The sequence below is a fragment of the Marisediminicola sp. LYQ134 genome, from assembly GCF_046599635.1.
In the GTDB taxonomy this organism is placed as follows: domain Bacteria; phylum Actinomycetota; class Actinomycetes; order Actinomycetales; family Microbacteriaceae; genus Marisediminicola.
In genome coordinates, this window is sequence record NZ_JBKIWP010000002.1 from 643136 (window position 1) to 663358 (window position 20223).

A 20223-nucleotide genomic window follows, 5' to 3' on the forward strand; every position below is an offset into this window, starting at 1 on the left:
TCGGCGCGGAGATGTGGGGGCGCGATCGCGCCGGAGACAACCCTACCCTCACGTGAGGGTATAGTTGTTCTCGTGCCTGAACGGATGCAGATCGGCGAACTCGCAGACAAGACAGGACTCTCGCTGCGCACCATCCGCCACTACGACGAGGTCGGTCTGCTTCATCCCTCCGACCGGTCTGACGGTGGCTTCCGTCTCTACGACGACGACGATCTCGAACGACTCATGGTGATCCGCCGCATGAAGCCCCTCGGTTTCAGTCTCGACGAGATGGGCGAGGTGCTCGACATCGTGCACGCCCTCGAGAACACCCCGGCCGAGACGGATGTCGCCGCCGCCCGGGAGCGCCTGCAGGGGTTCATCGTCGACGCCGAGCAACGCCGCGAACGCCTCCGCGACCACCTCGCGTGGGCAGACGAGTTCATCGCCCAGCTCCGCTCCCGGTGAGCTGTACAGACCCTGTTCGCGCCGCCGTCGCCCGTCTCACGCGGTCGAGGGTGGAGAATAGGGGAGACGAGCCCTCACCGCGCCGCCTCCGGCCCGCGCCCCGCTCGCCCCACACACGCATTCCTGCACCATCCACACGACTTCAGAGAGAAGCCCTATGACCATGCATCCGCTCGATCTCGGCAAACCGCCCCGCCTCAACGACGGCGCCCTGCGCGTCACCGCCCTCGGGGGGCTCGGCGAGATCGGTCGCAACATGACCGTGTTCGAGCACAAGGGCAAACTGCTCATCGTCGACTGCGGCGTGCTGTTCCCCGAAGAGAACCAGCCGGGCATCGACGTCATCCTGCCCGACTTCTCGTCGATCCGTAACCGCCTCGACGACATCGAGGCGATCGTACTCACCCACGGCCACGAAGACCACATCGGCGGTGTGCCGTACCTCCTGAAGGAGCGCGAAGACATCCCCGTGATCGGGTCGCAGCTCACGCTCGCGTTCCTCGGGGCGAAGCTCCAGGAGCACAAGCTCAAGCCGCCGTTCATCACGGTGAAGGAGGGCGAGACCCGCGAGATGGGTCCGTTCGACCTCGAGTTCGTCGCCGTCAACCACTCCATCCCCGACGGCCTCGCGATCGCGATCCGCACCGATGCGGGCCTCGTGCTGCACACGGGTGACTTCAAGATGGACCAGTTCCCTCTCGACAAGCGCATCACCGACCTCGGGGCGTTCGCGCGCCTCGCCGAGGAGGGGGTCGACCTGTTCCTCGTCGACTCCACCAACGCGGAGGTGCCCGGCTTCACGATGTCGGAGGAGGGCATCCGCCCGGCCGTCGACGAGGTGTTCCGCACCGCGCCCCGCCGCATCGTCGTGTCGAGCTTCGCAAGCCACGTGCACCGCATCCAGCAGGTTCTCGATGCCGCGGCACGCCATAACCGCAAGGTCGCGTTCGTCGGCCGCTCGATGGTGCGCAACATGGCGATCGCCGGTGACCTCGGCTACCTCAACGTGCCCAAGGGTCTCGTCGTCGACCTCAAAGAGCTCGAGCGGATGCCCGCAGACAAGGTCGTGCTCGTGTGCACCGGCTCGCAGGGTGAACCCATGGCCGCCCTCTCGCGCATGGCGAGCCGCGAGCACATCATCAAGATCGGCGAGGGCGACACCGTGCTTCTCGCGAGTTCGCTCATCCCCGGCAACGAGAACGCCATCTACCGCGTGATCAACGGACTCACCCGCTGGGGTGCGAACGTCGTGCACAAGGGCAACGCGAAGGTGCACGTCTCCGGCCACGCGAGTGCGGGCGAGCTCGTCTACTGCTACAACATCGTGAAGCCGTCGAACGTCATGCCCGTGCACGGCGAGTGGCGCCACCTCGTGGCCAACGCCGAACTCGCGATCCGCACGGGTGTCGCCGAAGACCGCACCCTCATCGCCGAGAACGGTGTCACCATCGACCTCGTCGACGGGCGTGCATCCATCACCGGTCGCGTGAAGGTCGACTACGTCTTCGTCGACGGCGCCCACGTGGGTGGGGCGAGCGAAGAGGCACTCAACGATCGCCGCGTGCTCGCCGAGGAGGGCGCCATCACGGTGCTCGGGATCTTCGACCAGAAGACCGGCAAGCTCGTCGAGCCGGTCGAGTTCTTGGCGCGCGGGTTCGTGCACGACGACCAGTGGATCCGCGAGGCGACCCGCGCGATCGACGACGCCATGAAGGCGCAGCGCGTGCGCGACGGCCAGGAGCTCGAGCAGCTCTTCACCAAGACGCTCGGACGCTGGCTGCAGCGCAAGCACCGCCGCTCGCCCGTGATCACGGCGATCGTGGTCGACGCGTAGTCGATCGAGCTCGAGGAGGGGGTTCCGCTGAGGCGGGACCCCCTTTGTGCGTGCCGTCGCGGCTGGTCCGATCCCGTTCGCGCCGTCATCCGCTGATCGGGTGGATCGGATGTGCGAAACGTCGTGGCCACAGCGCGCATCCTCGCATCGGCGCGGCTCCGGCTCCCAATGCCGGCTCCCCGTGCCGGCTGCCCCGAACCCGGGTTGATCGCGCGGGCGCCGGGCCGATCGGCATCCGCCGGGCACATCAGAACAGCGGATGCCGAAATGGGCGGCGGATGTCGCGAGCCACGCGCATCAACCTGCCACGCGCGCTAGCGCCCGCACGCGCGCCCGCGCGCGCGTCACGCCCGGCGAACGACGAGGTCCCGACACCCATCGGGTGCCGGGACCTCGGTGCAGGGTCGAGTCGCTGTCTAGCTGCGGTCGTTACCGTGCTCGGGGAGCTCGTCGGAGTCGCGGAGTGCCCGGCGCACGTCGTCGACCTCGTCGGGGCCGACCTCACGGTCTTCCCCTGCCGGCCCGGTCGCCCCGGGTGCACCGGCGGCCCCGGGGGCAACGGTGCGCGTGGCCCCGGTCGGCGCGGTCGTCGCCTTCGCACCGCCGCGCAGCCTCTCGCCGAGGCGGCGCAGCGGGTGCACCGGCTCGCGTTCGCCCGGTGCTTCGACCTCGAGTCCGTAGAACTCGCCGATGTCGCCGACGAACGCGGCACGCCGGGCGCGATCGTAGGCGCGACGTTCCCGCTGGAAGGCGATGACGGTCGCGATGCACATGAGGATCATGACGACGCTGAAGGGCAGGGCCGACAGGATCGCCGCGGTCTGCAGTGCGTCGAGTCCCCCCGCGAGGAGGAGTGCGATGGCGAGCACCGACGTGGCGACGGCGAAGAAGACGCGGATGCGGTTCTTCGGGTCGGGCGAGCCACCCGTGGCGATCATCGACATGACGAGTGAGCCGGAGTCCGACGACGTGACGAAGAACACACCGATGAGCAGGATCGCCCCGAAGGTGAGCACGATCTCGCCGGGCATGCCCTCGAAGAGGGCGAAGAGGGCGGAGTTGGAGTCGACGGAGCCGTCGTCGCCGACGAGCCCGCCCGCTCCGTAGAGCTCGCGGTAGAGCGCGCTCCCGCCGAGCACCGCGAACCAGAGGAACGTGATGAGCGTCGGCACGAGGAGAACTCCCACGACGAACTCGCGCACGGTGCGGCCGCGCGAGACGCGGGCGATGAACACACCGACGAACGGGGCCCACGACATCCACCAGCCCCAGTAGAAGGTCGTCCAGCCCGCTTGCCACTCTTCGCCCTCGGTGCCCGCGAAGGCGCTCACGGTGAAGCTCAACCCGAGGAAGTTCTGCAGGTAGTTTCCGATCGACTGCACGAACTCGCGCAGGAGGAACTGGGTCGGGCCCGAGAAGAGCAGGAAGATCAGGAGCGCTGCGGCGAGAAGCAGGTTGGCTGTCGACAGCCACTTCATGCCGCGCCCGATCCCCGACACGAGCGAGATGATCGTGAGACCGGTGATGATCGCGATGACGATGATCTGGATGGTGAGCGACGACTCGACGATGCTCGCCGACTCGAGACCCGCGGAGATCTGCAGCACGCCGAGGCCGAGCGAGGTCGCGACACCGAAGACGGTTCCGACGAGGGCGATGACGTCGATCGCGTTGCCCCAGCCGCCGCGCACGCGCTTGCCGAGCAGGGGCTCGAGAGCCCAGCGGATCGAGACGGGGCGGCCGCGACGGTGGATGGCGTAGGCGAGGGCGAGTCCGACGACCACGTAGATCGCCCAGGCGTGGAGCCCCCAGTGCAGGAAGGTCTGCGACATGGCCGCTTGCGCGAGCTCGGTGTCGGAGCCGGTCACACCCGGACGCGGGCTCGCGTAGTGGGTGAGCGGCTCGGAGACACCGTAGAAGACGAGGCCGATGCCCATCCCGGCGGCGAAGAGCAGCGAGATCCAGGCGAGCAACGAGAACTCGGGCTTGTCGTCGTCGTTGCCGAGTTTGATGTCGCCGAATCGGCTCGCCCCCATCCAGATCGCGAAGACGACGAACATCGCGGCGAGGAGCACGTAATACCAGCTGAACGAGTTGACGACCGTGGTCTGCAGGGTCGAGAAGACGTTCGTGGCGACATCAGGCGCGATGAGCGCGAAAGCGGCGATGCCGAGGATGATGACGGCGGCGGGCCAGAACACCCAGACGGCGAGGCGCGAGGGTGCAGGGGTGACGTCAGGGGCGTCGGGAGACGCGCCTTTCGTGGCGGACGTGCGGTCGAGCTTGGTCAGGGGGTGCTCCTATCTCGTTGGGGCGCGGAAGTCACACGGGAAATGCACAGCGTTCGAGGCTACCCGAGCGCGCTGAGTGCCGCGTCGCCCGGCCGTGCGATCGAAACCGGCCTCAGCCGCGCCCGAATGCCGCGACTTCGCCGAGCAGCACGTCGGGGTGCAGTTTCTGCAGCGCTTGCAACCGCCACTGCGTGCTGAAGAGCGCGATGAGCGCGCCATCCGATCTCGTGAGCACTTCGCACTGGCGCTCCTTCTCGAGAGCGGCTGCTCCGGCGGGGTCTGTACCTCTCGCGACCTCGTACGGCAGGGTTTCGAGGCGGATGGCGGCACCGAAGTCGTGGGTCATCCTCTCGACGACGACCTCGAATTGCATGGGGCCCACAGCGCCGAGCACCGGGGACTGGTCTCCGCGCAGGTCGCTTCGCATCACCTGGATGACGCCCTCGTGGTCGAGCTGCTCGATTCCGCGGCGGAACTGCTTGTGCTTGCTCGAGTCGGCGGAGCGCGCGACCCTGAAGTGTTCGGGCGAGAACATCGGCAGTCGGGGAAACTCGACGGGGGTGCCCTCGAACACCGAGTCGCCGACGCGCAGCGCCGACGCGTTGACAAGCCCGACGACGTCGCCCGGCCACGCGTAGTCGGCTACTTCGCGCACGCGACCGAAGAGCTGCTGGGCGTATTTCGTGGCGAACGGGCGCCCGGTGGCCTGGTGGGTCACGATCATCCCGCGGCGGAACAGCCCCGAGCACACGCGCACGAACGCGACGTGGTCCCGGTGCGCGGTGTTCATCCCCGACTGCACTTTGAAGACGAAGCCCGAGAAGTCGGTGTCGACCCCGCGACGCTCGCCCGCGGCATCCACTCGGGCGTCGGCGGGCGGAGCGATCTCGACGAGCGTCTCGAGCAGTTCGTGCACACCGAACCCGGCGACGGCGGCACTGAACAGCACGGGCGTGGTCTCGTTGCCGAGAAAGCGCTCGTCGTCGTGATCCTGCCCTTCGGCGTCGAGGAGCTCGACCTCTTCGACGGCGGTCTCCCACGCGACCCCCTCGCGCTCCTCGGCTTCGGCGGGCGACAGTCGCTCGGCGATCGGCCTCGTCGCACCTCCCGGGGAGCGGTCGAAGTGCACGAATTCGCCCGTCGAGCGGTCGAGAACCCCGCGGAAGTCGCCCGCGATGCCGACCGGCCACGTGAGCGGGGTCGGCACGAGTCCGGTGCGGTCTTTGATCTCGTCGAGCAGCGCGAGGGCGTCGAGGCCCGGGCGGTCCCACTTGTTGATGACGGTGATCACGGGCAGGTCGCGCTGCTTGCACACCGCGAAGAGCTTCATCGTCTGCACCTCGAGGCCTTTGGCGGCGTCGACGAGCATGACGGCGGCGTCGACGGCCGAGAGCACGCGGTAGGTGTCTTCGGAGAAGTCGGCGTGCCCGGGGGTGTCGACGAGGTTGATGATCGTGTCGTCGTAATCGAACTGGATCGCGGTCGACGTCACCGAGATGCCGCGCTCCTGCTCCATCGCCATCCAGTCGGAGACGGTGCCGCGACGGCCCGCCTTGCCGTGCACGGCTCCCGCGGTCGTGATGGCGCGGGCGTGCAGCAGCAGCGCTTCGGTGAGCGTCGACTTGCCGGCATCCGGGTGCGAGATCACCGCGAAGGTGCGGCGGCGACGGGCCTCGGTCGCGATGTCGAGGTCGGCGGCGTCGACGGGCTGAGCCATGATTCCTGGTTTCGGTGGATGTCGGGGAGCGGATGTCTGCCACTCGCCGACGGGGGCGGCACCGGGGCGATGCCGCCGACGCGAAGTCGGCACCACCGCCGAGGCGGTGGACGGGTCAGGCGGCGAGCAGGGAGCTGATCGCGGAGGTGAAGAGGGTGAGGCCGTCGGTGCCCGAGCGCATGGCGAGCGGGGTGTCGGGGCCGAAGCCCTCCTCGACGGCGTGTTCGGGGTGCGGCATGAGGCCCACGACGTTGCCGCGCTCGTTCGAGACGCCCGCGATGTCGTCGATCGACCCGTTGGGGTTCACGCCGAGGTAGCGGAAGACCACGCGGCCTTCGCCCTCGAGTCGCGCGATGGTCTCGGCGTCGGCGATGAACCCGCCTTCGCCGTTCTTGAGCGGGATGGTGATCTCGGCTTGCTCGGCGAAACCGTTCGTCCACGCGGTCGACGTGTTCTCGACGCGCAGTCGCTGGTCGCGGCAGATGAAGCTGCCATGGTCGTTGCGGATGAGCCCGCCGGGGAGGAGGTGCGCTTCGGCGAGCATCTGGAAGCCGTTGCAGATGCCGAGCACGGGCATGCCGCGCTCGGCCGCCGTGACGACCTCGGCCATGATCGGCGAGAGGCTCGCGATCGCGCCGGCACGCAGATAGTCGCCGTAGCTGAAACCACCGGGCAGAACGAGGGCGTCGACACCGTGCAGGTCGTGCTCGCCGTGCCACAGGGCAACGGGCTCGGCGCCCGCGAGTCGCACGGCGCGCTGGGCGTCGCGATCGTCGAGGCTTCCCGGGAAGGTGATGACGCCGACGCGCATCAGACGGAGGCCTCGTCGGCGACGCGCACGCTCACGACGTCTTCGATGACCGCGTTCGACAGCACCGTGTCGGCGATCTCGCGGATGTCGGCGAGCACTGCGTCGGTCACGTCGCCGTCGACCGTGATCTCGAACCTCTTGCCGACGCGCACGTCGGAGATCTGAACGTGGCCCGTGCGCGCGAGCGCGCCGGCGACGGCCTTTCCTTGGGGGTCGAGAAGTTCGGCCTTGGGCATGACCTCGACGAGGATTGTGGGCACCGGTCACTCCGTTTGCGAGTCGGGCGGTGGCGGTTCGCGCGAGACCGCACGACCAGCCGGGAATAGTGCCCAGTCTACCGACGCTCGCCGCGCGCATCCGCAAGCCCCCGCTCGGTAGCGCGGGAGGGCTGTACTGTCGAAACTTGACGATAGGGGTTGCCATGTTCACACGTTCACGCCCGGCCCGGGTGGCCGAGCAGGTCGACCCGACGAAGACACCCAAGTCGCTGTGGACCGACCCCCTCGGCGCCGCCGCGACACGGGCGGCGCAAGCGCTCCTGCTGCTGCTCGTCGTCATCGCCGTCATCTACGCGACGGTGACCCTCAAGCTCGTCGTCATCCCCGTGATCATCGCGCTCATCATCGCGTCGGCGCTGCGACCGGTCGTGCGCTGGCTCGAGAGCGTCATGCCCCGCACCCTCGCGGCGATCATCTCGCTGCTCCTCGGCGTCTCGGTGCTCGGCGGGATCATCACGGGTGTCGTGTTCGCGGTGCAAGCGGAGTACGACAGCCTCGAGCAGTCGGTGCTCGAAGGCATCGACGAACTCATCGCCCTCGTGCAGAACGGCGGCCTTCCGGTCGATCAGGATGTCATCAACGACGCCATCGCCGCGGGTCAGGACTTCTTGACGAGCAGCCAGTTCGGTTCGGGTGCGCTCGCCGGTGTCACGACCGCGGTCGAGTTCCTCACGGGAACCGTGCTCTTCATCTTCATCCTGTTCTTCTTCCTCAAGGAGGGCCCGCAGATGTGGGCGTTCCTGATCAAGGCGTTCGACGCCGAAACGCACACGAAGGCGCGCAACGCGGGCAACCGCGCGGTCGAGGTTCTCGGCGGATACATCCGCGGCACCGCGACCGTGGCCCTCGTCGACGCGGTGATCATCGGAATCGGGCTGTTCGTGCTCGACGTGCAGCTCGCCCTGCCTCTCGCGGTCATCGTGTTCATCGGTGCGTTCATCCCCATCGTGGGTGCGACCGCCGCGGGCATCATCGCGGCCCTCGTCGCGCTCGTGACCAACGACCTCAACACGGCGATCATCGTCACGATCATCGTCGTCGCGGTCAACCAGCTCGAAGGCAACCTGCTCGCGCCGTTCGTGCTCGGCAACGCCCTCAAGCTCAACGGACTCGTCGTGCTGCTCGCGTTGACCGCGGGCACCGTGCTCGGCGGAATCGTCGGAACCCTCCTCTCCGTGCCGCTCACCGCGGTCGCGTGGGCGATCGTCAAGTCGTGGAGCGGTGAGAACGTGCCCGTGCCCGGCATCGACACCCCCAAATCGGCGCGAGGCAGATACGTGTCTCAAGCGGCCGACCGCAAGTCGAAGGTGTCGCGCGGCCTCCTGCGCAAGCCCGCGAAGTCGTAGCGCCCCTCGACAGTCGTCGTGCCCTCGATGGGCTCAGCGGCCCCCGGTCACCGAGCCTGTCGACACGGTGCGCTAGTCGAGCTTGACGCGGGAGTCGGCGCGGTGCGCCGACTGCTCGACGAGCCGCGCATTGGCGTCGTCGGGGCCGAGGGCCCAGGCGCGGGCATCCGACTCCGACTTTCCGAAGCGGATGTGTCGGGCCACGAGTCTCTCGAGCCGCAGCTCCCGCGCGATCTCGACGACCATCGCGTGGTCGAGCAGCGCCGCGACCTCGCCCCAACCCGCGCTCTCGAGCAGGAGATAGTTGCCCTCGACGACCACGATGCGGATGTCGGCGACGATCGTGACAGCGTGGGGCACAGCCTCTTCCACGGTGCGGTCGAAACCGGGCGCGGTCGTCTCGCCGCCGTATCCGGCTCGCACGCGCCGCAGCGTCGCGACGAAGCCGTCGACGTCGAACGTGTCGGGGGCGCCCATGCGATCGCGGCGCCCGAGCTCGACGAGGCGCCGCTGCGACAGGTGGAAGCCGTCCATCGGCAGAACCGCCACGCGCTCACCGTGCTCGCGGAGTCGCGAAACGAGAGCCGCGCTGAGCGTCGACTTTCCGGCCCCCGGTGCGCCCGCTATTCCGATGAGCACGCGATCGAGACCGCTCCGGGCGGCATCGCCGCTCACGTCGAGCACGGTGACCGCGACCTCCTCGAGGGTCGAGAGAGTGCGGGGCGCGGCGGTCACGAGGGAGCGTCGCCGAGGGTGAACCCCACCGTGTCTGCGTAGTCGAAGACGTATTCCGCCCACATGCGATAGCCGTCACGGCTGGGGTGGAACCGGTCGGTCGCGAAGAAGCCGTCGACGTAGGGCGGGGGCGGCGGAATGGCGATGACCCCGTCGAGGCGCTCCACGGCAGCGCGCGCGGCGGCGTCGAGACTCATCGCGTGCGCTCCGAGGGTGGATCGCAGCGGTTGAGGCAGCAACTCGAACCTGTCGAATCGCGGCAGAAGCGAGACGAGCACGGTTGCGTCGGGGCTCGCCTCGCGCATGCGGGCGACGATCGCCGCGACATCCCTGGCGAAGGATGTCCGCGACCGCAACCCGAGGGCGTCGTTCGCGCCGATCGTGAGGAGGGCCAGGTCGAAGGGCTGGGTTGTGGCCGCACCGAGGTGGCTCTCGACGACATCGCGAGCGGTCGCACCGTTTCGACCGAAGGCCGCGTACTGGGTGCCGCGGGCGAAGCGCCTCTCGATCTCCACGGCGAACCATCCGGGCAGCGCGTCGTCTTGGGTGTCGGCTCCGACACCGGCCGCCGTCGAGTCGCCGACCACCACGAGTCGAACGGGGTCGGGCCCCGGTCTCGACCCCGACCACGGCAGCGCCGCGTCGGGCAAGCGGGGGGTGTCTCGCCGCAGCCGTCTGCTCTGTCGCCACAGCACCGGAGCTCGGGGCAGAGCGGCGAGGCGGGTGAAGGCGGTCACGCGCTCGACGTTACCCGGATGGTGTTGTTCCACGGGTCGGAGATCGTCACGGTGCGCCCGTCGTCGGCGGGAGCGGATCCGAAGTGGGTCATGCGCTCCACGAGTGCGCCGACTTCGTCGGACGAGGGCACGACGATGTCGACTTCGCCGAGGCCGAGCGCTCGCGTTCGCGGGCTCGCCCCCCGTGATGCCCACGTGTTCATGGCCATGTGGTGGTGATATCCGCCCGCGCTCACGAAGAGGGCCTGGTCTCCGAGCGCGGCGGTCGTCTCGAAACCCAGACGGTCGACGTAGAACTCCCGCGCCTGAGCGATGTCGCCGACCGAGAGGTGCACGTGCCCGACCTCGGCGCCGCCGGGGCTCAGGGGTGTCGTCGAGGCCGCGGCCGTGTCGAGTTCGATGTGCTCGCGGATGAACGCGTTGGGGTCGAGGGCGAGCGTCGCCATCTCGATGTGGCCGTGCACCCAGCTCCACTGCGTGCGATCGCGGTCCCAATAGAGCTCCACGCCGTTGCCCTCGGGGTCGGTGAAGTAGAACGCCTGGCTCACGAGGTGGTCGGCGCTCCCGGTGAAGCTCGCCGGCGCGAGGGTCGCGGTCGAATACACGGCGGCCGCGAGCGCGGCGCGCGACTCGAAGAGGATCGCGGTGTGGAAGAGCCCCGCCGAGCCGAGGGCGGCGGGCGAGAGGTCGGGAGCGAACTCGAGGTGGATGAGTGCGCGCCCGCCTCGACCGAGAGTGACGGTGCCGGCGTCCGCCGCGAGCACGTCGAGTCCGATCGCGTCGCGGTAGTAGCGCGTCATGGCGTCGGGGTCGGCGACGAGGAGGGTCACCGCACCCATCGCGGTGTCGGCGGGCAGGAGATCGGGGGCCATGGTCGAGTCAACCGGTGTCGCGTCGCGGGCATTCCGAAAAAACTTCGGCCCGAGTGCATCCAAAACGCGGTCTGTGGGGGAAGTCCTCTATGTAACCCACCGAACCGCCCCCCGGGGCATGAACAGGAGTATCCCGTGAAATCACGTATTGCCGCTGGCGGAGCTGCCGGCGCCGCCATTCTCGTCGCTCTCGCTGCTCCCCTCTCGGCGAGTGCCGCGACCGCCGACACCGCCCAGCTGACCGTCTTCCACGGCATCCCCGACACTCCCGTCGACGTCTACGTCAACGGTGACCTGACCCTCGACGACTTCGAGCCCGGCACGGTGACCGATGAGCTCTCGCTGCCCGCCGGCGACTACGCGCTCGCACTCACGGCGCCCGACGCCGAGTCGGCCGACGACCCGATCCTCGAGGCCGACGTCACGCTCGCCGCGGGAGCCAACTACACCGCCGCAGCCCACCTCACCGAGGGTGGCGACCCGGCGCTCGCCGCGTTCGAGAACGACATCTCGGCGACCGCAGCCGGCGAGGGACGTCTGACCGTGCGTCACGCGGCAGCAGCCCCCGCCGTCGACGTTCTCGCGGGCGGCGACGCCGTCGTGAGCGACCTGTCGAACCCCAACGAGGCGATCCTCGACCTCGCCGCGTCGACCGTGTCGGCGTCCGTCGCCGCGACGGGAACCACCGAAGCCCTCATCGGCCCGGCCGACGTTCCCATCACCGAGGGCGTCAACACGATCGTCTACGCGTGGGGCAGCCTCGACGACGACAACCTCGACCTCGCCGTGCAGACCGTCGAAGGACTCCACACGCCGCCGGCCGGCATCCCCGCCGGTCAGACCGGTGAAGCGGCCGCGCTCGCGTCGAGCCAGTCGACCTGGTTCGGTGTCGGAGCGCTCGGTCTCATGCTCGCCGCCGCGGGTGCGTTCTTCGCGTCGCGCCGCTCGGCCGCACGCCGCTGAGATCGAATAACACCATCACGATGATCAGGGGACGGGCGGGGGTCGCGCTTATTGCGTCGGCTCTCGCCCTGCCCCTGCTCGTCGGGTGCACGAGCCCCACCCTCGAGCCCGTCGCGTCGCCCGACCCCTCCGCGAGCGTCGCGCCGACCCCCGAAGCCTCGCCCGGCACTGGCGATACGGCCGTGCCGGAGATCGGCACGCGCGACGCCTCGATCGAGGCGCTCGCGGCATCCGACACGATCGTTCCGACGCGTCTGACGATGCCCGACCTCGACATCGACATGACGGTCGAGGCGCACGGGCTCGACGCCGAGGGAGCGATGGGTCTGCCCGAAGACGCGGCCACCGCGGGGTGGTACCGATTCGGGCCGGGAGCGAACGCCGACGAGGGGGCGACGGTCATCGCCGCCCACATCGACTCCCGTCACGACGGGATCGGACCGTTCAGCCGCTTGCCGAACGCCGCCGAGGGCAGCGTCGTGACGCTCTCGGGCGACGACGGCACGCAGACCGACTACGTCGTGACCGAGGTGCGCACGGTCGGCAAGATCGACGCACCGATGGCGGAAGTCTTCGACCGGAGTGGTTCGCCTCGACTCACCCTCGTGACGTGCGGCGGGGCATTCGATTCTGCGACCGGCCACTACGTCGACAACGTCATCGTCACGGCGGTGCCCGTCGCCGACTCTCCGAGCGAGTGACATGGGCGCCGACGCCGACCGACCCGTCGGAGGCGCTCCCGCGCGATCGGGGGTACCGTGATGTCGGGCGTCGCAACGACTGCGGCGCCGAGATCGCTCCGCCTCACCAGGACTCCCGTGACTGAACTGATCCACGACGACCAGTCGTCGCTCGCCACGACGTTCGTGGCGGGAGACGAGCGGGCGCTCGCCGAGATGTACGACCGGTGGAGCAGGCTCGTCTACTCGATGGCCCTGCGCTCTCTCGGTGACCGCGTCGAGGCTGAAGATGTGACTCAGAAGGTCTTCGTGTCGGCGTGGATCGGGCGCCACACGTTCGATCCGGGCCGAGCCAGACTCGCCGCCTGGATCGTCGGGATCGCGAAGAACACGATCGCCGACGCCCACGCGAGGCTCGCGCGGGAGCGCCGCGACCGGGAGGCGCTCATGGCGTCACTCGAGGTCGACGAGGGTGAGTGGAGCGACGACATCGCCGACCGCCTGCTCATCGCCGACGAGCTCGCCCAGCTACCCGACACGCCTCGCCGCATCATGGCTCTCGCGTTCTACGACCACCTGACACACTCTCAGATCGCCGACCGCGAGGGCATGCCGCTCGGTACGGTCAAAAGTCATATCCGTCGAAGCCTCGATCGGCTCCGAACAAGATTGGAGGTGAATGACGATGCATAGTGACCCCGACATCATCGCGATGATCGCGATGGGCGAGACCGACGGTTTGCGCGACGACGTGGAGCACATCCGCGACTGCCCCGAGTGCGCCCACGAACTCGAGAGCCTCACGCGCGTGGCCGACCTCGCGCGCTCCGGTCGCCCGGGCGACGCTCTCGCGACCCCCGACCCCGAGGTCTGGAACCGCATCAGTCAGTCCCTCCAGCTGTCGCCCGACGTGCGGCCGGCGACGGTGAGCGAAGCGGATGCCGCGGCAGCACCCCGAGCGCCGGAGACCTCCGTCGACGTCCCCCTCCGTGAGCGGCGCCGCACGAAGCACGCGTCGCGACGTGGGGTGAACTCGCGCACACGCACGCAGCGGGTGCTCCTCGGCGTGAGTGCGACACTCCTCGCTGTCGGAGCGCTCGCGGCGGTCACGGCCGTCGTGGTCGGCCGACTCGCCGACCCGACCCCGCTCGCCTCCGCGTCGCTCGACCCTCTCGATGCCCACCCCGACGCGTCGGGTGATGCGACCGTCGAGGTCGCATCGAGCGGTGTGCGCGACGTCGTCGTCTCGGTTGCGGGCGGCCCCGCACCTGCAGGCGACTACCGCGAGGTGTGGCTGCTCAACTCCGACCTCGACGAGCTCATCAGCCTCGGTGTGCTCGAGGGCGACGTCGGCCGGTTCACGATCCCCGACGGCGTCGACCTCGCCGACTTCCCCATCGTGGATGTCTCGGTCGAACCGCTCGACGGCGACCCGGCCCACTCGGGCGACTCGATCGTGCGCGGAACGCTCGACCTGTAGCGCGCGGTCAGTCCGTGAGGCGGGAGATGAGCTCGCCGTAGCGCGAGGCGGTGCGTTCGACGACATCCGCGGGCAGTTCGGGCGGGGCCTCGCCGTCGGGCGCCGACGGGTCCCAGTGCTGCAGCAGCCAGTTGCGCACGATCTGTTTGTCGAAACTGTCGGCGTGATTGCCGTCGGCATACGACCGGGCATCCCAGAAGCGGCTGCTGTCGCTCGTGAGCACCTCGTCGCCCAACGTGAGGATCCCCGACGAGTCGATGCCGAACTCGAACTTGGTGTCGGCGAGGATGACGCCGCGCTCCGCCGCGATCTCCGATGCGCGCGCGAAGATCTCGAGGCTCACCGAGCGCAACTGTTCGGCACGCTCCGCCCCCACGAGTTCGACGGTGCGCTCGAACGTGATGTTCTCGTCGTGGTCACCGAACGCCGCCTTGAACGCGGGAGTGTAGATCGGTTCGGGCAGGCGGTCGCCGTTCGAGAGGCCCTCGGGCAGCGGCACGCCGCACACGCTCTGCGTGCGCTCGTACTCGAGCCAGCCCGACCCCACGAGGTAGCCGCGCACGACGCACTCGATCGGCAGCATCTCGAGATCGGTCACGAGCATCGATCTCGCGGCCACGTCGTCGGGCACGCCGTCGAGGCCCGTCGCCGGAGCCGTCACGATGTGGTTGGGCACGTCGAGCTGCTCGAACCACCACACGCTCAAGCGCGTGAGCAACTCGCCCTTGCCCGGAATGCCGGGAGACAGGATGTGGTCGAACGCGCTCACCCTGTCGCTCGCGACCACGAGCATCCGCCCGGGCTGCTCGGGCGAGCGGTAGAGGTCGCGCACCTTGCCCGAGTAGACGTGCGTCCAGCCGGCGAGCACGGGGGCGTCGGTCATCGGGGTGGCCTCGGGCTCGCGACGCTCTCGGCGATGTCGGTGCGATAGTGGCCGCCGTCGAGGTGGATGGCGGCGAGAGCGCGATACGCGCGGTCCCGCGCGGCGGCGAAGTCGGGTGCCGTCGCGACCACACTGAGCACGCGACCGCCCGTCGCCACGAGTTCGTTGCTGCTCACGGCCGTCGCGGCGTGGGCGACCGTGACGCCGTCGATGGCGAGGGCGTCGTCGAGACCGGTGATGGGCCGACCGGTGAGCGGGGTCTCGGGGTATCCCTCGCTCGCGAGAACGACGCTCACCGCGACATCCGTCGAGAACCGCGGCAGCGGCTGTTCGGCGAGCACGCCGGTCGCCGCGGCGAAGAGCAGCGAGCTCAGCGGCGACTCGAGGCGCGGAAGCACCACTTGCGTCTCGGGGTCGCCGAACCGCGCGTTGAACTCGATGACCCTGATGCCGCGGCGCGTCACGATGAGGCCGCAGTAGAGCAGCCCCACGAACGGCGTCTGCTCGTCGGCGAGCTGACGCACCGTCGGAACGGCGATGGTGCGCGCGACCTCGTCGACGAACCCCTCGGGCAACCAGGGGAGGGGTGAGTAGGCGCCCATGCCTCCCGTGTTCGGGCCCGCGTTGCCGTCGGAGAGCCGCTTGAAGTCTTGTGCGGGGCTCAGCGGAACGACCGTGTGGCCGTCGGAGACGAAGAAGAGCGACACTTCCTGGCCGTCGAGAAACTCTTCGACGAGCACGCTTCCGTGGTTGAGCCAGTATTCGGCGTGAGCGATCGCGGCGGTGCGATCACCCGTGACGAGCACGCCCTTGCCCGCGGCGAGGCCGTCGGCCTTCACGACGTAGGGCGCGCCGAACTCGTCGATCGCCTCGACCGCCTCGGCGAGGGTGCCCGAGCGCGAGGCGCGCCCGGTGGGCACGCCCGCGGCATCCATGATGCGTTTCGCGAACGTCTTGCTTCCCTCGAGTTGCGCGGCGGCGCGGCCCGGACCGAACACGGCGATCCCGCGCTGGCGCAGCTTGTCGGCGACACCGGCCACGAGGGGCGCCTCGGGGCCGATGATCACGAGTTCGATATCGTTGTCGAGCGCGAAACTGGAGACGACCGCGCCGTTGGTGGGGTCGAGGTGGATCACGGCGACGTCGGCGGCGATGCCGGCGTTGCCCGGGGCGACCGTGATGTCGTGGCCCGCGTGCTCGGCGAGCAGAGCGGTGACGATGGCGTGCTCGCGGGCACCGGAACCGAGGATGAGGATTCTCACCCTGCAAGGTTAGTGGGGGTGTTGTTAGCGTTGAACCATGGCTAGAAGCAAAATCGCCGCCCCCGTCGGCGACGCGGCGGTGCGACGTTCGCTCGAGCCGGGCGCCGACGACGACACGACCGCGGTGGCCGTGCGATACCTCCTCCAGGTTCTCGCCGAGAACGCTCCGGGCAACACCGTCGAGGTGCGGGTTCCGCCCTACGGCGCCGTGCAGTGCATCGAGGGCCCGACCCACACGCGCGGAACCCCGCCGAACGTCGTCGAAACGGATGCCACGACCTTCCTCGCGCTCGCGACCGGGTCGCTCGACTGGCCGGCCGCCGTCGGCGCGGGTCGTGTCTCGGCGTCGGGTTCGCGCGCGGACCTCTCGGCGCAATTGCCCATCGTCGGGCAGCGCGCTCCGTCGTAGGCGAGCCCGGCCGCCGACCGTGGCGGCGACTCTCGGCCCACAGCCGGCTTTCGGCGCGCAGGCGACTCCCGCCTGCATCCGAGAGAATGGACGCATGACTGCCCCCGAACCGGATGCCGACCCGCGAGGTGTGACGAGCGAAGACCGCGTGAGCGTGCGGCGTGCACCCCGCTACCCGCGGTTCATCGTGCTCGGCGCGGGTCTCGCGGCGATCGTCACGTTCATCGTGACGGGGCTCTTCCCGACCGACCCTCTCGTGGGCTTCGGAGCGCTGTTCGGCTATTTCGCGCTCATCACCGTTCCGGCCGGCGCCCTGCTCGGCGGGCTCGTCGCCATCATCCTCGACGCCGTCGCGTCGAAGCGCGCGAAAGAGCTCACCGCCGAGCGCACCACGGTCGACGCCGAGCCCGAAGAGGTCGAGGGAGACCTCGAAGACTGACGGGCCGCGTCAGCGTCGAGAGTGCGCGAGCCGCGTCGGGGTCGAGAGTGCCCGCGCCGCGTCAGTGTCGCGCGATCACCGGGTGGCTGCGGCTCGCCGCGGCCTCGAGCACGAGGTGCAGGTAGAAGGCGATGGCCGCGAGCCCGGCGAGCGGCGCGGTCACGACGACCGGCGCGAGATCGCCGGTGATCGCGAACAGCGCGAGCCCCACCGAGACGGCGGCGACGGTCAACAAGACGGCGGTGGTGCGGAGCGCTCGGCTCCCTGAGGCGTTTGCGGCGGCGGGTTGCGCAAGCGTGAAAGTGTTCGGCACGAGACCCCCATTGGTTGAGTGCGACGACCGAATTATGCTCCCCCTCGCGTGAGCGGTCAAGAGCCGGTTTCGCGAGCTCAGCTCAGCTGGTTGCGCTCCACCCAGTCGAGGTACTCGGGGGTCACCGATCCGGTCACGTAGTCGCCCGTGAAGCAGCTCATCTCGAGCGACGTCACATCCGAACCCTCGAGAATGGCCGACTCCATGTCGGCCACCTCCTGGTAGATGAGGTAGTCGGATCCGAGTTCGCGCGCGATCTCGGGGATCTTGCGGTTGTGCGCCACCAGTTCGGCGCGCGTCGGCATGTTGATGCCGTAGACGTGCGGAAAACGCACCGGGGGAGCGGCCGAGGTGAAGGTCACCTTGTTGGCGCCGGCCTGGCGCGCCATCTCGACGATCTCCTTCGAGGTCGTGCCGCGCACGATCGAGTCGTCGACGATGAGGATGTTCTTGCCCTTGAACTCCGAGCTCATCGCGTTGAGCTTCTGCTTGACGCTCTTCTTGCGCTCCGCTTGCCCGGGCATGATGAAGGTGCGGCCGACGTAGCGGTTCTTGTAGAACCCCTCGCGGTATTCGATGCCGAGCTTCTGTGCCACTTGCATCGCGGCGGGGCGCGACGAGTCGGGGATCGGCATGACCACGTCGATGTCGCCCATCGGCGTGAACTTGGCGATCGTGTCGGCGAGACGGTCGCCGAGACGCAGCCGCGCGTCGTAGACCGAGATGCCGTTCATCACCGAGTCGGGCCGGGCGAGGTAGACGTACTCGAACGAGCACGGCACGAGGCGCGGGTTGGCGGCGCACTGCTGCGAGCTCATCTCGCCGTCGAGCGCGATGAACACGGCCTCGCCGGGAGCGATGTCGCGCACCATCTCGTATCCGCCGCTCTCGAGAACGAGGGACTCGGATGCCACGACCCACTCATACCCGACCATGCCGCGGGGGCGCCGCCCGAGCACGAGCGGGCGGATGCCGTAGGGGTCGCGGAACGCGAGCAGACCGTGGCCGGGGATGAGCGCGATCGTCGCGTAGGAGCCTTCGACGCGCTCGTGCACGCGGCTCACGGCGGCGAAGAGCTGCGAGGGGTCGAGGTCGCGACCGGAGACCTGCTGCTGCAGTTCGTGCGCGAGCACGTTGACGAGCAGCTCGGTGTCGCTCGCCGTGTTGAGGTGGCGGCGGTCGATGTCGAACAGTTCTTGCGTGAGCTCGCGCGTGTTGGTGAGGTTGCCGTTGTGCACGAGAACGATGCCGTAGGGCGCGTTGACGTAGAACGGCTGCGACTCCTGCTCGTTGGCGGCGGTTCCCCGCGTCGCGTATCGCACGTGGCCGAGGCCCATCGTTCCGGGCAGGTTGCGCATGTCGCGCGTGCGGAACGCCTCGCGCACCTGACCCCGGGCCTTCACCATGTGGAAGGTGCGCCCGTCGGCGGTGGCGATGCCGGTCGAGTCCTGTCCGCGGTGCTGCAGAAGGAGGAGGCTGTCGTAGACGAGTTGGTTGGCGGGTTCCGAAGAAACGATGCCGACAATGCCGCACATGCTGAGGCGGATGCTCCAGAGAGTAAGGGGATCGGTCCGAGTGGGCCTCGAATAGTTTCGCATACCCCCGCCGCTACGCTGGTCGGGTGACTGAGACCCCCACGAACAGCTACCGCGACGCCGGTGTCGACACCGCCGCGGGCGACCTCGCCGTCGAACTCATGAAGTCGGCCGTGTCGGCCACTCACGGCCCGGGGGTCGTCGGCGGTGTCGGCGGTTTCGCCGGCCTCTTCGACGTGTCGTTTCTGAAGGAGTTTCGCAAACCCCTGCTCGCGACATCCACCGACGGGGTCGGAACCAAGGTCGCCATCGCCCAGGCGATCGACAAGCACGACACGATCGGCATCGACCTCGTCGGCATGGTCGTCGACGACATCGTGGTGGTGGGCGCGAAACCGCTCATCATGACCGACTACATCGCGTGCGGCCGGGTCGAGCCCGCCCGCATCGCCGACATCGTCGCGGGGATCGCCCGCGGATGCTCCGCCACCGGAACCGCTCTCGTCGGCGGCGAGACCGCCGAGCACCCCGGCCTCCTCGGGCCCGACGACTACGACGTCGCGGGCGCGGCGGTCGGGGCCGTCGAAGCCGACGAGTTGCTCGGAGCCGACCGCGTGGGCGACGGCGACGTCGTCGTGGCGATGGAATCGTCGGGGCTCCACAGCAACGGGTTCTCCCTCGTGCGCAGCATCCTCCGCACCGCGGGCCTCGAGTTCACGGCGCACTCCGACGACCTCGGGGGAATGGTCGGCGAGGTGCTGCTCGAGCCGACGCGCCTCTACACGACGCCGCTGCTCGACACGATCGCGCAGCATCCGGGCGCCATCCACTCGCTCAGCCACGTGACCGGCGGCGGGATCGCCGCGAACCTCGCGCGCGTGCTGCCGCTCGGCTCGTGGGTCGAGGTGGAACGGTCGACGTGGTCGCCCGCGCCCGTGTTCCAGACTCTCGCCGAGATGGGGTCGTTCACGCTCGAGAGTGTCGAGGGCACCTGGAACCTCGGGATCGGGATGTTCGCGGTCGTCGACGCTCGCGCCGCCGACGCGGTCGTCGCGACGCTCGGGGCCGCAGGCATCCGCTCGTGGGCGGTCGGTTCGGTCTCGACCGCGGCGCATCCGCTCGACGGGTTCGAGCAGGGGGCCAAGGGTGTCGACGGCGGGGCCGTGAAACTCGTCGGCACCTATTCGTAGG

Annotated in this window: 21 protein-coding genes; 10 read left to right on the top strand and 11 right to left on the bottom strand. The window is 69.1% G+C overall.

Annotated features, from left to right (window positions below; all coding sequences use genetic code 11):
- The first annotated feature begins 72 nt into the window (after positions 1-72).
- Together ACLHIH_RS11650 and ACLHIH_RS11655 are read left to right on the top strand one after the other, a co-directional pair.
- Positions 73-447: a MerR family transcriptional regulator gene (locus tag ACLHIH_RS11650; RefSeq protein ID WP_411316985.1), complete on the top strand. Its 375-nt coding sequence runs from the start codon at positions 73-75 to the stop codon at positions 445-447.
- A gap of 157 nt (positions 448-604) precedes the next feature.
- Positions 605-2281, top strand: a complete 1677-nt coding sequence (locus ACLHIH_RS11655) for a ribonuclease J (protein ID WP_411316986.1) — start codon at positions 605-607, stop codon at positions 2279-2281.
- A gap of 416 nt (positions 2282-2697) precedes the next feature.
- On the opposite strand, the gene ACLHIH_RS11660 is transcribed toward ACLHIH_RS11655, so the two are convergent.
- The 4 genes from ACLHIH_RS11660 to purS form a co-directional block, all read right to left on the bottom strand.
- Positions 2698-4482: a BCCT family transporter gene (locus ACLHIH_RS11660; RefSeq protein ID WP_411316987.1), complete on the bottom strand. Its 1785-nt coding sequence runs from the start codon at positions 4480-4482 to the stop codon at positions 2698-2700.
- 202 nt (positions 4483-4684) lie between these two features.
- Complete coding sequence (locus tag ACLHIH_RS11665) at positions 4685-6289, bottom strand: peptide chain release factor 3 (protein ID WP_411316988.1); 1605 nt, start codon at positions 6287-6289, stop codon at positions 4685-4687.
- A 115-nt stretch (positions 6290-6404) separates the two neighbouring features.
- A complete protein-coding gene (gene purQ, locus ACLHIH_RS11670) occupies positions 6405-7100 on the bottom strand; it encodes a phosphoribosylformylglycinamidine synthase subunit PurQ (RefSeq protein ID WP_411316989.1) in 696 nt (231 codons plus the stop codon).
- Positions 7100-7360 (bottom strand): phosphoribosylformylglycinamidine synthase subunit PurS, encoded by a 261-nt coding sequence (gene purS / locus ACLHIH_RS11675; RefSeq protein ID WP_411316990.1) that lies wholly within the window; start codon positions 7358-7360, stop codon positions 7100-7102. The genes purQ and purS overlap by 1 nt, the downstream gene beginning before the upstream one ends.
- A 161-nt stretch (positions 7361-7521) precedes the next feature.
- On the opposite strand from purS, the gene ACLHIH_RS11680 reads away from it, so the two are divergent.
- Complete coding sequence (locus tag ACLHIH_RS11680; RefSeq protein WP_411316991.1) at positions 7522-8724, top strand: AI-2E family transporter; 1203 nt, start codon at positions 7522-7524, stop codon at positions 8722-8724.
- Between the two features lie 72 nt (positions 8725-8796).
- On the opposite strand, the gene ACLHIH_RS11685 is transcribed toward ACLHIH_RS11680, so the two are convergent.
- The 3 genes from ACLHIH_RS11685 to ACLHIH_RS11695 are packed head-to-tail and all read right to left on the bottom strand — an operon-like array spanning position 8797 to position 11068.
- Positions 8797-9459 (bottom strand): nucleoside/nucleotide kinase family protein, encoded by a 663-nt coding sequence (locus ACLHIH_RS11685; protein WP_411316992.1) that lies wholly within the window; start codon positions 9457-9459, stop codon positions 8797-8799.
- Entirely contained in the window at positions 9456-10196 is a 741-nt protein-coding gene (locus ACLHIH_RS11690) for an SGNH/GDSL hydrolase family protein (RefSeq protein WP_411316993.1), read from the bottom strand. The genes ACLHIH_RS11685 and ACLHIH_RS11690 overlap by 4 nt, the downstream gene beginning before the upstream one ends.
- Complete coding sequence (locus tag ACLHIH_RS11695; protein WP_411316994.1) at positions 10193-11068, bottom strand: VOC family protein; 876 nt, start codon at positions 11066-11068, stop codon at positions 10193-10195. Before ACLHIH_RS11695 ends, ACLHIH_RS11690 begins: the two co-directional genes overlap by 4 nt.
- A 135-nt stretch (positions 11069-11203) precedes the next feature.
- Between ACLHIH_RS11695 and ACLHIH_RS11700 the strand changes: the two genes are divergently transcribed.
- From ACLHIH_RS11700 to ACLHIH_RS11715, 4 genes are all read left to right on the top strand, one after another.
- Entirely contained in the window at positions 11204-12031 is an 828-nt protein-coding gene (locus ACLHIH_RS11700; protein ID WP_411316995.1) for a DUF4397 domain-containing protein, read from the top strand.
- Positions 12032-12051: 20 nt separating this feature from the next.
- The gene (locus ACLHIH_RS11705) at positions 12052-12732 is read left to right on the top strand and encodes a class F sortase (RefSeq protein ID WP_411316996.1); all 681 of its coding nucleotides are present in this window, start codon (positions 12052-12054) and stop codon (positions 12730-12732) included.
- A 117-nt stretch (positions 12733-12849) separates the two neighbouring features.
- A complete protein-coding gene (locus ACLHIH_RS11710) occupies positions 12850-13404 on the top strand; it encodes an RNA polymerase sigma factor (RefSeq protein WP_411316997.1) in 555 nt (184 codons plus the stop codon).
- Positions 13391-14191, top strand: coding sequence for an anti-sigma factor (locus tag ACLHIH_RS11715; RefSeq protein ID WP_411316998.1), 801 nt, complete (start codon positions 13391-13393; stop codon positions 14189-14191). Before ACLHIH_RS11710 ends, ACLHIH_RS11715 begins: the two co-directional genes overlap by 14 nt.
- A gap of 7 nt (positions 14192-14198) precedes the next feature.
- Here the strand turns inward: ACLHIH_RS11715 and ACLHIH_RS11720 are convergent, their stop codons facing one another.
- Both ACLHIH_RS11720 and purD read right to left on the bottom strand, forming a co-directional pair.
- Positions 14199-15074, bottom strand: coding sequence for a phosphoribosylaminoimidazolesuccinocarboxamide synthase (locus ACLHIH_RS11720; protein ID WP_411316999.1), 876 nt, complete (start codon positions 15072-15074; stop codon positions 14199-14201).
- Positions 15071-16336, bottom strand: coding sequence for a phosphoribosylamine--glycine ligase (gene purD, locus ACLHIH_RS11725; RefSeq protein WP_411317000.1), 1266 nt, complete (start codon positions 16334-16336; stop codon positions 15071-15073). Before purD ends, ACLHIH_RS11720 begins: the two co-directional genes overlap by 4 nt.
- A 37-nt stretch (positions 16337-16373) precedes the next feature.
- Between purD and ACLHIH_RS11730 the strand changes: the two genes are divergently transcribed.
- Complete coding sequence (locus ACLHIH_RS11730; protein ID WP_411317001.1) at positions 16374-16745, top strand: sterol carrier family protein; 372 nt, start codon at positions 16374-16376, stop codon at positions 16743-16745.
- 94 nt (positions 16746-16839) lie between these two features.
- Complete coding sequence (locus tag ACLHIH_RS11735; protein ID WP_411317002.1) at positions 16840-17184, top strand: hypothetical protein; 345 nt, start codon at positions 16840-16842, stop codon at positions 17182-17184.
- Between the two features lie 61 nt (positions 17185-17245).
- Here ACLHIH_RS11735 and ACLHIH_RS11740 read toward each other — a convergent pair whose 3' ends face one another.
- Together ACLHIH_RS11740 and purF are read right to left on the bottom strand one after the other, a co-directional pair.
- Positions 17246-17497, bottom strand: coding sequence for a hypothetical protein (locus ACLHIH_RS11740; protein ID WP_411317003.1), 252 nt, complete (start codon positions 17495-17497; stop codon positions 17246-17248).
- Positions 17498-17574: 77 nt separating this feature from the next.
- Positions 17575-19032 carry an amidophosphoribosyltransferase gene (gene purF / locus ACLHIH_RS11745; protein ID WP_411317004.1) on the bottom strand — a complete coding sequence of 486 codons (1458 nt, stop codon included), beginning with the start codon at positions 19030-19032 and terminating at the stop codon, positions 17575-17577.
- Between the two features lie 86 nt (positions 19033-19118).
- Between purF and purM the strand changes: the two genes are divergently transcribed.
- A complete protein-coding gene (gene purM / locus ACLHIH_RS11750; RefSeq protein WP_411317005.1) occupies positions 19119-20222 on the top strand; it encodes a phosphoribosylformylglycinamidine cyclo-ligase in 1104 nt (367 codons plus the stop codon).
- The last annotated feature ends 1 nt before the right edge of the window (position 20223 follow it).